10 protein-coding genes are annotated in these 13,099 nt (G+C 37.5%); 2 read left to right on the top strand and 8 right to left on the bottom strand.

Translation table 11 applies throughout. From position 1 onward, the window contains the following. The first annotated feature begins 81 nt into the window (after nt 1-81). Both IMZ28_RS06855 and IMZ28_RS06850 read left to right on the top strand, forming a co-directional pair. Nucleotides 82-912: a metallophosphoesterase family protein gene (locus tag IMZ28_RS06855; protein WP_197547850.1), complete on the top strand. Its 831-nt coding sequence runs from the start codon at nt 82-84 to the stop codon at nt 910-912. 176 nt (nt 913-1,088) lie between these two features. Then, nucleotides 1,089-1,397: a hypothetical protein gene (locus tag IMZ28_RS06850; RefSeq protein ID WP_197547849.1), complete on the top strand. Its 309-nt coding sequence runs from the start codon at nt 1,089-1,091 to the stop codon at nt 1,395-1,397. A 43-nt stretch (nt 1,398-1,440) separates the two neighbouring features. On the opposite strand, the gene IMZ28_RS06845 is transcribed toward IMZ28_RS06850, so the two are convergent. The 8 genes from IMZ28_RS06845 to IMZ28_RS06810 all read right to left on the bottom strand — a co-directional run bounded on the left by IMZ28_RS06845 (nt 1,441) and on the right by IMZ28_RS06810 (nt 13,090). Beyond that, nucleotides 1,441-2,016: a hypothetical protein gene (locus IMZ28_RS06845; RefSeq protein WP_197547848.1), complete on the bottom strand. Its 576-nt coding sequence runs from the start codon at nt 2,014-2,016 to the stop codon at nt 1,441-1,443. A gap of 100 nt (nt 2,017-2,116) precedes the next feature. After that, nucleotides 2,117-2,332, bottom strand: a complete 216-nt coding sequence (locus IMZ28_RS06840) for a hypothetical protein (protein ID WP_197547847.1) — start codon at nt 2,330-2,332, stop codon at nt 2,117-2,119. Nucleotides 2,333-2,423: 91 nt separating this feature from the next. After that, complete coding sequence (locus IMZ28_RS06835; protein ID WP_197547846.1) at nt 2,424-5,822, bottom strand: DEAD/DEAH box helicase family protein; 3,399 nt, start codon at nt 5,820-5,822, stop codon at nt 2,424-2,426. A gap of 14 nt (nt 5,823-5,836) precedes the next feature. Then, the gene (locus IMZ28_RS06830) at nt 5,837-8,782 is read right to left on the bottom strand and encodes a DNA methyltransferase (protein WP_197547845.1); all 2,946 of its coding nucleotides are present in this window, start codon (nt 8,780-8,782) and stop codon (nt 5,837-5,839) included. A gap of 28 nt (nt 8,783-8,810) precedes the next feature. Continuing rightward, nucleotides 8,811-9,464 carry a LexA family transcriptional regulator gene (locus IMZ28_RS06825; protein ID WP_197547844.1) on the bottom strand — a complete coding sequence of 218 codons (654 nt, stop codon included), beginning with the start codon at nt 9,462-9,464 and terminating at the stop codon, nt 8,811-8,813. Between the two features lie 122 nt (nt 9,465-9,586). Next, nucleotides 9,587-9,883: a hypothetical protein gene (locus IMZ28_RS06820; RefSeq protein ID WP_197547843.1), complete on the bottom strand. Its 297-nt coding sequence runs from the start codon at nt 9,881-9,883 to the stop codon at nt 9,587-9,589. After that, on the bottom strand, nt 9,880-12,483 hold the full coding sequence (locus IMZ28_RS06815; RefSeq protein ID WP_197547842.1) for a site-specific integrase: 2,604 nt from the start codon (nt 12,481-12,483) through the stop codon (nt 9,880-9,882). The genes IMZ28_RS06820 and IMZ28_RS06815 overlap by 4 nt, the downstream gene beginning before the upstream one ends. Continuing rightward, the gene (locus IMZ28_RS06810; protein WP_197547841.1) at nt 12,440-13,090 is read right to left on the bottom strand and encodes a hypothetical protein; all 651 of its coding nucleotides are present in this window, start codon (nt 13,088-13,090) and stop codon (nt 12,440-12,442) included. Before IMZ28_RS06810 ends, IMZ28_RS06815 begins: the two co-directional genes overlap by 44 nt. Nucleotides 13,091-13,099 lie beyond the last annotated feature (9 nt).

The following is a 13,099-nucleotide window of genomic DNA, read 5'->3' as shown; positions in this document are numbered from 1 at the left end:
AGTAAAATACCTGTAGAATAGTCAAAAAGCGGAATGGAGGAAATGAAGATGAGAAAATGGTTGAAAGGTATTTGACAGATAATGAACAGACCGTTGCGTATTTTACATTTCAGTGATATTCATGTGGGTGCCCTTGTGCGTCACATGAAGTGGAAAAAGTGGTTCAGTAAGCGTGCCGTAGGAGCGATAAACCTTCTACGTGGCCGTGCGAACTATTTTGATGAAGTTGAAGAGAAGATGGCAGCGATGGTACGTTTTAAAGAAAAGAACGATATTGATATCATCATCAATACAGGTGATTATACAGCTTTGGGACTGGAGCATGAACTGGTCACAGCCCGTGAATTGATGGACCCTTTTATGTCTCCGCCTCAGAATTACCTTACTGTACCGGGAAACCATGATATTTATGTGCATGAGGGAAATAGCCACTATCGTTTTGCAGCACACTTCTGTTCCGTTCTGCAAAATGATCTGCCCGAATACTGCAGAGGAGGACACTACCCTCTTATCCGACTGATCGGTGATGATGTCGCAGTGATAGCACTCAACAGTTCCAAGCCAAACCCATGGCCGTGGCGTTCAGACGGACACATCCCCACTATACAGCTTCAAGCATTAGACCAAATATTGCAAGATGAACGTGTCAAAGGACGATTCCTGTTTGTAATCACTCATTATGCACCGCGTCTGGCAAACGGCAAACCTGATAAAAAACTGCATGGATTGCATAATGCAGATGACTTTTTGAGATCGTGCAGTGTGATAGAGAATGGGGCGATACTTTTTGGACACATACATAAAACCTACAGGGTAGAGGTCCCTGAAGTGAAGATTCCGCTTTATTGTGCCGGCAGTGCTACGATGGAGGGTCATGAAGGTGCCTGGGTCTTGATATCTTCTAAGATATAACCACGAAATCAACTAACCACAAATCACGATATATCTTTGTTTCTACATAGTTAATAAATACACTACGAAAAAGAACACTTAACTTTCAAGTAAATACACAAACTGTGTATTTATCACCAATTTCCCTTTTATATACTATAAAATCTCATCTCACTATCATTTATAAAGGGATACTCATGAAGACATCCAAAGATTTTTTATCGTCTGTCAGCAACCACATCTATTCTCAAATAACCATGTATCAATTCAACAAGAACACCATCACCGAAACAGACAAGTATCGGGAAGGAAGGCTTACTGCTTTAAAATATGCCTCCGAACTTGCATACTACTTTCTGCAGATAGAAAAAAATCTGCCTCATCAATTCAAAAAACAGATAGACTACCAAATGAAATCAAACTCATGTTTGCTTGAAGGGGATTACAAACGAGGTTTATATGATGGATTAAACAATATACTCGACGAACTGGCTAAATTAAAATAATTCCTCGATAGAATCAATCTTACCGTTTTCGTCAATAGCATATCTATAGGTGATCACGACTAATATCTTTTGGCTGAATATAGTTGTCGTTCATTAATCTTTCAATTTCGATATCCGGCAGACTTGGAAGGTAGCGGTGCAAATATTTTCGCCGGCAGTCATTGTACGCTCTGATAATACCTTTCTCAAAACTGTTTGACGGATGATTGATATTGATCGGCTTTAGCTGCCGCTCTTTGATCTTTTCAAATGTTTTAAAGCCTTTGTTTTTGATCTTGTAGATGGATATCTGTATGCTCTCTTCACCTACCGGTTTAAGCCGGAATAGCCGTGCCCTGTATTGCCCGTTTTGAACGAGTTTCAGGATTGAACTATATTCGGGTATAGGTTTGTATTTTTGAAGCCTTTTAAGCACCCTTATGACCCATTCTTGAGACATTTGCCTAATGGTCTTGCCTTTACCGCTCAATCCAAGCCTTGATGTGTTCCATTTGCTTTCCGCGATCAGTACCCCCCTGATCACGCCGTTGCGTTTTTTGTAGTAGAGCCCGTCAATACCGTTGCGTCCGACTTCGCCTTCTATCTGTGTCCATCCGCTGTTGGTATAGAATTTGTGCATGACGCATTCGGTGCTTGCCCCGTTTATTATGTTGAGATGACTTTTGGTTGCCCCAAAGCTATTTATATGGGCTAAAGACATAAAAAATAAAAAGAATATTTTAGTTAGAAATTTTTGATTGAACAAAACCTAATGCCTGCTTTGATAGTGTTAAGCCAGGTCTTAACATGCCAGCAAAAGAAATGTTTAGAAGTTCAAATCCAGCATCTAAGATAGCATCTTTCCACACTCCAGTCGCAAATTGTTTACACAGCTTACGACTTGCCTCTTCATCTTTTAAAATATATTTATATGTATAAAAGGCATCTGATTGCAATCGACCTGTAATATTACTACAATCTTTAAGTCTTCGTTTTTTGTCATTCCAATACTCGTTAAGCTTTGTTTTTTGATTTGGAAATATAACCTCAAAAAAAACCCTTCAGGGAGTCGTCTATCTCTGTTTTGCACACTGTTGTCACTATGGTTTCAATAAGATCATGATCCTGAATGGACAAAACATTTAAAAGTGTAAGTGCCGTAGCTAATTGTTGTGAAGACAACTGCTTTGTGTCGCCAGTAAATTTTGTAGTAATTTTTCCACCAATGAAACTACTCAAAACCTTATCCTGTGACAACTCATCAATACTTTTCGTTGCACATATAAACGAGTGAAGGCGCAGATTAGGATACTCTTTTCTAATAGACTTTTCTACTTTTTTAATTTCCATAGAGAACAGCATTTTTTCCCAAACTGAATCAACATTTAGCCTGCTAACTCCCTTGGGGTCGATAAAGACAAAATGCGTAATATTGTTTCTGTCAATAACCCAAAGAATGAAGTCTGGGAAATAGCCATTAAAACCTATTTTTTGTTGATTTCTTAAAAGATAAATTTCTTGGTATGACTTATTTTTATCATTATCAGAAAGGTATTTATTGACTTTATGAACAAAATCTTGTTCACTCTCAACCAGTCTGTCGGGGCTGATCCTTAATTGACCATATTCAGCAAGCAATGGGGAATAAGCATGTATGTCGCAAAGGAAAGAAAAAATACTACCTTCAATAACATATGAACCATATCTATCATAACTTTGTTTGGATATAAAAAAACGACCTTTATTTTGTTCAAAATGTTCTATAAAGTTTGCTATTCTTTCCTCTGTTCCAGAAATAGTATATTTCTCAAAGTTTACATTCGGGTCGTCTTCACTCAATTGTTCAACCATTGGCGTAGAGAGTTCATCTTGTTTCTTTTTTAGCTTATATGCGCTATCAAAGAAATATTCAACCAGCCTATTTGCCATTTGCTCTACAGAATTGACATTTTTAAATTGATCTTTTTCTTTGAGCCTAAAATTTAATCCAAAAATTTTTACAACTGTTTGACAGAAGTCTGCATACGGTATGTGATAATTCAAGTAGCTTGTAGTTTCGATGTAAGTTTTATATAGCGCCTTAACATCAACAAGAGGAAGTAGTGAGAAAGAATAGTCACCTTTATCAAGATGATACTTTTTTATCATTTTAGAACATAGTTCTTCAGTAATATCTTTGTCATATTGATAGGTATAAGGAAGCGTCGAAAATGAATGTTTTGGTTTCACTATAGGAAGCTTTTTGTTTAGCATATCCGTATTTTTATCAATATAAACTTCAATCATTATGTCTTTTGATATATCGCTAAGTTCCGCCTCATTAATAAATGTTTTTAAAAATTTAGAATCATATCCATAAATATTGAATCGCTCCATGATGGGATGCTCGCCTGATCGCTTGAGTCTATTCTCCTGTGAACCATGAAGCCTTACTCCTCGCCCAAATAATTGAACAATAAGGCTACCTTCTTGTTTTCCAAAGTCAAATAACGATAGAGAGGAAATACGCTGAGTATCCCATCCCTCAATCAGCATTCTTGCAGAAATTACAATATTGATTTGTGGATTGTCGCCATCTTGTGATTTAAAAAAAGTATCAATCAGACTTTTTTGCAGAGGGTCTTTCCTTACTTCGCTAATTCCTATTTTTGAAACTTCGCCAACATACACTGTTGCGAAATACTCTTCAGCATTTGCTACCTTGATACCAAGCTCTTTACTGTTGAGTTCATATATTTCAATTGGTGCGGGAGATTTTGCATGAAAAATAAAACGGAATATTGCATTATAGATTTCGAGCGGTTTCATGGTCGATATGTATGAAAAATATGGAAGATTTTCCTTAATATACCGAAGTGTCTCCTGTTTTATCAAGGAAAGGTTCTGGATATATGTTATAGCTTTTTTAACATCAGATTCATTGTTGGCATCATCCACCCTTCGGCAAATCATCAGCTTTAGAGGCTTCTTGAAAAAATAAGCTTCAAAATTTGGTTTACCTTTATGATCCTTGAAATACAGTTGTTGCTCTAAAAAAGCCATTATATCCTTTACAAAAAGCTTATAAGACTCTTTATCCGTCAACTCCTTATCAAAGTCATTTTTAATTATCTCTTTAGGTTCAAACTCAGCTTGTTTTCCATACCCATCTGTATAAAATTTTTGATATGCATAGTCAAAAATGATAGCCTTTGAATACTCTTGTAGTAACTTGTTGTTGTCTTTTATTGCATGTGAAAAAGTTGCACTGTATTCAAAGGCGAATCCTCCCCATCCTAAAATACTTTTCCTGTCCTTTCTCCAGCCTTCTTCCTTTGCTTCTCCCTTGTGTCCCTCATCGACAAAAACAATATTTTTATCTGCGAAGAAAATATTCTGCTTATTGACTGCACTTAATTGGGAATTGGTCAGTATTTTTAAAGGATAGGAAGCCTCCATCATCTCCTTAACTTTTTTCCCTACAGTAGCTTTAGCACTTTTTTCATCTTCAAAAAAGCCAATATCTGACTCTTTGAAGCCAAATGAAATAAGGTTTTTTTTGTGTTGTTTTCCCAATTCTTTAGTAGGAACAATAAGATAAAAGTTTGATTTTTTCCCAAAGAATTTATATGCTTGCAAAATATTGGTATGCAATATAACAGTTTTGCCACTACCTGTAGCCATATAATAGGCGAGTTTGTTGTTCTCCTGTAGATATGAGCTAATTGAAAGAATGTCAAACACTTCATAGAGTGCCTGCTGAAGAGTTTTATTTTCATTATTTACAATAGAAAGAAGTTTTTCATACTTTGCAACAAATGATCCTTTTGGAGCACCATTACTTTTTAAGTCACCTATCAGATGTGCAACAAGCTGCATTCTTTCTTCTTCGCTATGTGTATCAATGATTTTTGATACCTTTTCATCGGAATAGACTCTTATCCCATCAATATTGGCGGGGTATCCAAATGAAAATATTTTATTCCCATGTTCTTTTTGCATGAGAAAAAGCTCTGTAAATAAAATTGCGAAGATTTGATAGTCAGTAAAGGAGAAACTTGGATCACGATATGATTTTTTTAATTCCTTTTCATAGGAAGAGACAGATGCTATGGCTTTTTCCAGATAATCCGAGTCTATATCAACTTTATGTATGGAGTCTATCGATATATCCCCATACTCATCCCTATAGTATAATTCTTTAAGCTCCTGCCACGACTGAACACCAAATAGAGACAAGAATATTTCATACAGATAAAGATACTTGTTCAGGTAAGAATCTTTTTTGTTTGATCCCATAAGGCGTGTACACTTGATTTTGTCATTGTTCTGTATAAGAGGGATCAGCGATGCATATTTTTCCTCTTTCATAAGATTTTCAATAACATTCTTTGCATCTGTGGCACTTATATTTGAACCATCAACCTCAATAGGGGATTGACCATTAACTTTGATTTGATATGGCATACGCTCAACTCCCGTTAGTCAATTAGCTTTTCGCGAAGAGCGAAGAGCGTTTCTTTTGCATCAAATTCAATACGAGAATGTGTTTGACATACTCCATTCATATAAATCGTTTTATCATTCATATCAACTTCTTGTTTCATGAACTCCATTTCTTTATTTTTGTATTCTGTCTGCATCACTTCCTTCAGATTGTCAAACTCTCTCCATATCACTAAAATGTCTGGACTATCAACAAAAACATACCTTTTTCCTTCATATTGTCTCATTTTGATAGACATCACATTAATGCCAATTAGAGCATTAAATGTTTCAACCAAATCCATTGTTTTTTCTTTTATGGTTCCATCTTCATATATTTTCAATTTGAAGTCAAATGGTTTATTCAATAGCTCATCTTCAATCTTCATCATAAGTGATTGGGAGTGGCTTTTTCCGAAGTGTTCATACAGAGAAAGATAGCTTTTTTGGTAGTGTTCAGTCATGTATTCCTTAAAGGGTTCAAGACCATCTTTAAATGCCTTAATAGCACTATAGTCACTACTATTGAAAACGGTATTCTCTAATGCATCTTCATATTGTTCAAGTTTGAAGTATTTTACTATTTGGCTTATTCCGTTAGGTTTTTGGGCTTTACCTTCTTCCCAGCTATCTGAATAAATAGCCTTTTTTGTTCTCTTTATAATTAAACTATCAAAATATTCACCATTTTCGATTCCAATAACTTTAAAATCTTGCTTTAGCCTTTTTTGATTTATTGCTGCATGTATTGTTGTTCCACTTCCCAAAAAATAATCAAGTATATATCCACTCTCTGGGGTGGAACCCAATGAAATCAAATCTTCTACCAAAGCTAATGGCTTTGGAGACTTAAATGGTTTTGAGTTAAACAATTCTTTAAGTTCCGCGGTTCCATTTCCACTACTATATGAGGGCTTATATAGGAAGGATTTTGCTTTTTTTGTCGGAAAATCTTTTAGTTCAGGTCGCTGCTTTTTATAAAGAGTAACACCTGTTTTTGTTTTGACAGGAATTACATCATAAGATTCCTTTTGTATTTTTTCAAACGACCACCTCCATGTTAACTTTGAACCTTTTTCGTCAAGAGGTAATAAAAAGACATAGTCTTTTTTTTGATACTTTGTCCTTAACTCTTCAATATAATTATCGTTAAAAGTATTGTTTTCCTTATTATATATTTTGCCATATTCTTCAAAAAGGATACTTTCTACTTTGTTTGTCTTTTTATTAAATAAGATAGGATAATATAAATTTTGCCTCTTTGTTCTTGGTGCGTTTTCTCCTGATGATTTTAAAGTTGCCCCCTTTTTAAAAAAGCCTCTTTCATCAGTCTCCCACTTTATAATATCGTCCTCAGTTACATTTAATTCTAAAATGGCACCATCAACTTTACCATTTTTTATACTACAAATTGTATATTCGTGTGCTCCAGAAAAACCATATTCGTCATTATTTCCTTTTAAATTCATTATCGTTGGTAGCAATTTAACAAAATCAAAGCCAAGCGACTTATACAGCTTTAACAAATTATCAACCTCATTATCATCAATACTTGAAAAGATCACTGCATTATCGCTTAATAATGGTAAAGATGCCTCTATGCGACTACCAAGTAGCGATAACCAAGTGCTGTCTGGATACCCATCCTTATAGGGGAAAGTCCCATTCGATCTATCGGTTTCTGTATTGTATGGGGGATCGATATATACACATTTTATCAGTTTTTTAAATTTTTCAATTAAAAAGTTTATACCATGAAAATTATCACTGTTAACAAGAATACTGTCAATAGTATCATCCAGATACTCAATATGTTCAAGCACACTATAAGTCAAATCTTGATCTTCAAATATGGCAGTATCTAAGGGCAAATACTTATATTCCTCCTTGATCTCTTTTGTTTTTGAGTCTATGAATGAATTTTTAGGAAACTTTTCAATTAAGCCAAGACTCTTCCATTCTTCTACCTGCTTATTGAATTTCTCATGCGATATAATCTTTCTCAACAAAGGTAGATGTATCTTATCAAGTGTGATAATATAGTTCACATCATATGCAAACTTTTTCTTCTCCCACAAAAGTTTTTGTAAGTTTTCCATTGATGCTAAAAATTCAATAATAAAAGCTCCAATCTTTTTAATGGCAATAGCTCTTTTTATCAGCAAATCATTTTCAACTTCAAGCTTATCCAAATCCAGAACAACAGTCTTAATATAATAATCAAGCTCCATTGTTAGAAAAGAATCAAGATTTTTATGAATAAAAAAATCTGACTTGTGGAGACTATTGAATTTTTTGAAATGAAACTCAAGGTTTTCAATTTCTATTTTTTCTGATTCAAAAATTTTCTTCAATGCCTCAAGGGTTACAGGGGTTTTGCTTTTTTTATAGTCAAAGTAAATTAAAAAACTATTTCCATCATCTGAAACTTGTGGCTTTTTGTTTTCACTCAACACAAATGCTCTTCCAGATTTTGTAGTACCTTTCTCTTCCTCTATTTCGTCAATAAGAAATTTAATATTAGTGACATTTTTAAATGCTTTTTTCCTGTTTTTTACACTGATATCAACTATCTTATACTCTTGAAAGCTATTCACGCTTTTAATATAATATTGATCCTTGTTTGCCCATGAGAAAATAATCTCTTCTCCATTGTGCCTAAAGATATGATGCTTGTTTTTGGAAAATACCGGAGTGGGGTAAAAATCCCCTTGATCGTAATATCTGCCAAAGAAATTCAAAACATCTCGATAAATATCATATTCACCAACATCTTTGACTGCCTCCTCAATAAAAGCAGGAAGCTTCTTCTCAATAAAGTCTACAATCTCGTTTTCTTTATATTTGAAAATTTTATAGACTCCGAAATCAAGATCAATTTTATTTTTATTGAATTGAAATATTGTTTTTAGCAAGTCTATAAATTGTGTTTGTGTGTTCATGCCTTATTGCTCCATAATAATTTAACATTCATATCTTTTCCAAAGCCCCAATAACTCTGCCCACCACCGTCACATCCTCAAAAGGAATAGTCTGCGTTTCATAACTCTTGTTGTCGGAGATCAGATCAACCCCTCCGGTGGGATTAATGGCAACGCGCTTAACGAACACTCCTCCGGGGGTATTGATGACGAATATGCCGCCGTTGGAGAGCTCGGTCTTTTTGCGATTTACAAGGATGATTGCCCCCTCATGCAGCGTGTCCTCCATTGAGTCGCCTATAACCCTGATTGCCTCTATCTCATCAATATTGTTAATGCCGAGAAGGTCTTTGTAGATCGGGTCTATCGTAAGATATGAGAACTCAACGTCTTCATCATTAAACGCTCCGCCTCCGGCAGAGGAATGCACCCCCTCTATCAACTTGACCCTATAGACACTTTCCACCTCGGAATTGAGCATTTCTACGGATTGCCCGAAGAGTACCCAGTTGATGTTGATACGGTTTCTCGCACAGTATTCTGTAATTTTATCATAGGGAATGGATTTTCTGCTTTTAAAGTTGGAGAGTTGGGAAGAAGACATTTTGAGGGCTTTGGCTACGTCTTTAACATAGACCTTTTCTCCCCGCTCTTTTTCAAGAATATCTATCAGCCTGTCAATAATGTCTTCTATGGTATTCATTTTGTGAATCCTTCTACAGTATTGGTATTATTATAGCAATTTCATACACAAATCTGTAATTTTACACAAAATAAAGTGCAAAATGTGTAATTTTTGAAAAAGTTTTACACATTTTGTAAATTTTATGGACTTTTTTCTGTCTTTTGTGGCAATATGCCAATAGAGGATATGAAATTTCCGATATCTTCTTTATGCTCTATTCCGTTGGTGTAATAGCTCATCAACAAATCAATCGCTTTTGACTCATCCCTCCCTATAGAGTCGAAAGCATCCTTGTCGCCCATTTCAACTGCCACTTTCATCGCCTTGATTGTCAATATCTTCATACCGAAGTGATCTTTCTCCACCCCCAATAACTGTGCATCGTAAGCATTCTTGAGATACGCAAGTTCCGTAGGTATTTTCTCTGCAACGATCAATGACTTTCGGTGCCCCCTTGCGAGATCCTTGCCTTGAACCAAGCTGCTTTCTTCACACTCCTGCTCCATGTCATGCTTGATTCTGTCAAGTATCTCCTGATAGCCAAGTATCTCTTCAAGGCGTGTCTCCTGCGCTTCGATCTTTGCATGATTTTCATATCCTTTGTTCTTCTCTTCTTCAATAACAACCGATTCTCTCTGAAAGGCTGCAAACAGATTGTTGAGCTGATGCACAACCCCGTTATAAAGAGCTTCCCTGTGATTAGATAAGGACACAATGAGCATTTGTTCTCTCTTCCTTCGGGACATTTGACGGCAGGGCATATACCGTGTATCATCGGTCTCCAAGTGGTCGGATGCTTCTCCAGCGCAATCTCCACACCCGGATAGAGTTCTTTTGCCGTTTTTGTTGCCGAAGCTTTCCGGTAAAGTGAAAAGAGTTTATTCTCTTCAAGCGAATGCTTGATCTCATCCTTTCCTTTGTTATAGGCGCTGACAAACTCGCCCCGTATGAGCTGATCGGTATTTTCTATCAAGTCCTCCTTTTTGCCGAAGAATATTCTCTCTGCCGCGGAACGGAGTGTCTGTTCCTTCTCTTCTCTGGTAAGCTGCACATAAATACGTATCAGTGTTTCTGCACTGGCATGTCCGGTAAGATCCATTACGGTCTTGATTCCGACACCAGCCTCCAAGTACCGTGTTGCACCCGTAACCCTTAAAGAGTGGATATCATAGCTGATCCCGATGTTATCCATTGCCGTACTTGATGCCCTGTTGAGCTCTTCAACACTTTTAAAAAACGGTTTTTTGTCTTTTCTCCATGCAACCACAGGATAGTTGCTGTGACCTTCCTTTTTTGCCTTTTCCATAACTTCAATCTGATACTGGCACAGTACGCGTTTATGATAATCCATGTGAGTTTTTTTGCTCATAGGGCGAAGTACCTGCGGTGTGATCATAAGCGGCACGATATCTTCCCACGGAGAGTTGTCGTCATTGTGATATTTGACTTTCGACAAATGAGGAAAGTATTCCTTGTGCCACTTGAGAAAAGGAACGAATGCCTGCAAGTCATCCCATACGCACGGAACTTCATGCAGATATCTCTTGTTCACGTTTTTGTCCGTATTGATGACAAATCTTTCGATCTTTCCATATGAATCAAAAACAAAGGAGTTCTCTCTGCACAGGTTTCTTACTTGCTCCCCTCTGATCGGGATATAGTATCCAAAGAGCATCATCATCGGATAGACGGGATAGACATCATGCTCCCACCATGAACTGTCGGCTTTGTATCGATTCCATCTTGTGGTGCTGTTGGGAGGTCTGTTTTTGAGAATTTCAACAATGTGCGCCACCATCTCTTTGGGCATAGCATCCCTATATGGTTCTCGCTTGGCTTTTTTTCTCTGCTGTGGTGTGTTTTTTCGGGATTTTGCCGAGTAGAGTTCACAATGCACCAAAAACTGTATGATCTTATACAGTTCTGTAATAGCGCTTTCCCTGCTTGACCTAACTTCCTCAAGGTATCCAAGAAGGCTTTTTGAGCTGCCCGGCTCGAAAGACTCATCGATCCTGTCTATATCGATCTTCTCAAACGGATAAACATCCATCAGAAACCTAAAGAAGTTGTTGACTGCCGTTGCCTTTCCGTTGATCGTTCCTGCCGCCGCACCTTCGATCTTCAGTCTGTGGATATAGTCATACGCCTTTTCTTTGATCTCTGTCAGGTTTGGAAACCGTTCCGTATCAACCCACTCAAAACGCTCGTCAAGGGAAGACCCCTCACCGAAATAATCGGATCGTTTTTCTCTTGCAATATCTCTGGGAGGCGTAATATCGTCTCTTCCGCTGTCTATCAGCATATACCGCAAATCATTGATGATCAATATGTCAAACTCGTTTGTTCTTCTTCCGTCGCTTTGGTGTTCATTCCCCACGATCGCATCTCTAAGAAGCGTGAGTTCTCTGTCGCTGATTTGAGAGAGCGTGTACCACGTTGTTGCAGACAATACCCGGTTTAATGCCTGCCTTCTATGGTAATAGTTTGCTTTTGCTTTCCCCTTGAGTTGCTGTGTGAACCATGTAGTCAACTTTACCGACAATTCCGTTTCCATGATCATCTCATTCCAGTTATCCGGTCTTTGATAACCTTCCGGCACCTTCTTGATCGGATAAAGAAGTTTCTTCTTTCCCCACTGGTAGCCAAAGAATCTATCGATGATCGCTTTAACTCCCATGCCGTGAACTTTCTGTTTTTCAGATGAAAAATAAATCTTGATCAGCTCATCATAGCCCATGATCGGTGTGACTTTTATTTGATTGTTTCTGTCGATATCGATATCGATCACGCAAAAATCTTCTCCCATGCCGAGAAGATTTTTGGCTTTGTCGCTGAGAGATAGAAGTGATTGCGGCTTTTTCACTGCGTCTCGAATCGTTTTGAACTTCGTATCCTTTTTGAAGGCAAGGCTGAGTGTATGTTTCACATAGGCGAGCCAATCTTCTCCCAGTGTCGTATAGGCATCTTCTATAATCAGAAACTCGTCACTGATGTTAATTGTCGGGAGCAGTTTCTCGAATCTTGCGTTGTATGTCATGTAACTCCTTTTGGTAAAAAAGCTTCAATGCCTCCTTCGGTACGACCACTTCGTTGTAGTGTGCCACCTTCAGACATTCGGTTTCGCTGTCTATATAGGTCAACTCCATTTCGCACAGTCTTGACACCATAGACCTTGCTGCATTTTTAACTCCGTTGTATTCCCGAATGATCATATCGGGTACCGGTTCGGTTGCTTCTATGGCATTTGGCACCTCCTTTAGCTGTTGGGATAAAATGGTGTTCTCGCGTTTAAGTAATGCATTCTCTGTACGCAGAGCATGAAGCATCATTCGGATATCGCCGTCCGAATAATGTTTCGGGGGTCTTCCCCTCCGGTTTTGCTTTTCGCCCATGCGGGCACTTGCCGCAGCCTCTTCAACCAAGGCGCGGTAAACCTTGTTTTTAGATATGCCCGCAAGTGTAATCCCCTTTTCACCCTTCTTGCTGTCGGCAATCTCATAGCTGACCTTTGAGACGATTGACATCGTGATCTCGCCGTCAAGCTGTTTAATATGCTCGATAACCCTTTTGATCAATGCCGTATTTCTCTCTACAAGTGCCTGCTGATGCTTTTTCAAATTGTCGTTCTTTGCCTTGTGTTTCATGTTGTCCCT

It is taken from the genome of Sulfurovum indicum, assembly GCF_014931715.1.
Lineage (GTDB): Bacteria > Campylobacterota > Campylobacteria > Campylobacterales > Sulfurovaceae > Sulfurovum > Sulfurovum indicum.
The sequence above is the reverse complement of the archived record's forward strand: the minus strand, read 5'-3'. Positions and strand labels throughout refer to the sequence as shown.

What these genes read in the sequence shown, in the direction of transcription:
- IMZ28_RS06855 (WP_197547850.1), top strand. Translation starts at nt 82, where the DNA reads ATGAACAGACCGTTGCGTATTTTACATTTCAGTGATATTCATGTGGGT.
- IMZ28_RS06835 (WP_197547846.1), bottom strand. Translation starts at nt 5,822, where the DNA reads ATGCCATATCAAATCAAAGTTAATGGTCAATCCCCTATTGAGGTTGAT.
- IMZ28_RS06830 (WP_197547845.1), bottom strand. Translation starts at nt 8,782, where the DNA reads ATGAACACACAAACACAATTTATAGACTTGCTAAAAACAATATTTCAA.
- IMZ28_RS06845 (WP_197547848.1), bottom strand. Translation starts at nt 2,016, where the DNA reads ATGCACAAATTCTATACCAACAGCGGATGGACACAGATAGAAGGCGAA.
- IMZ28_RS06810 (WP_197547841.1), bottom strand. Translation starts at nt 13,090, where the DNA reads ATGAAACACAAGGCAAAGAACGACAATTTGAAAAAGCATCAGCAGGCA.
- IMZ28_RS06815 (WP_197547842.1), bottom strand. Translation starts at nt 12,483, where the DNA reads ATGACATACAACGCAAGATTCGAGAAACTGCTCCCGACAATTAACATC.
- IMZ28_RS06850 (WP_197547849.1), top strand. Translation starts at nt 1,089, where the DNA reads ATGAAGACATCCAAAGATTTTTTATCGTCTGTCAGCAACCACATCTAT.
- IMZ28_RS06825 (WP_197547844.1), bottom strand. Translation starts at nt 9,464, where the DNA reads ATGAATACCATAGAAGACATTATTGACAGGCTGATAGATATTCTTGAA.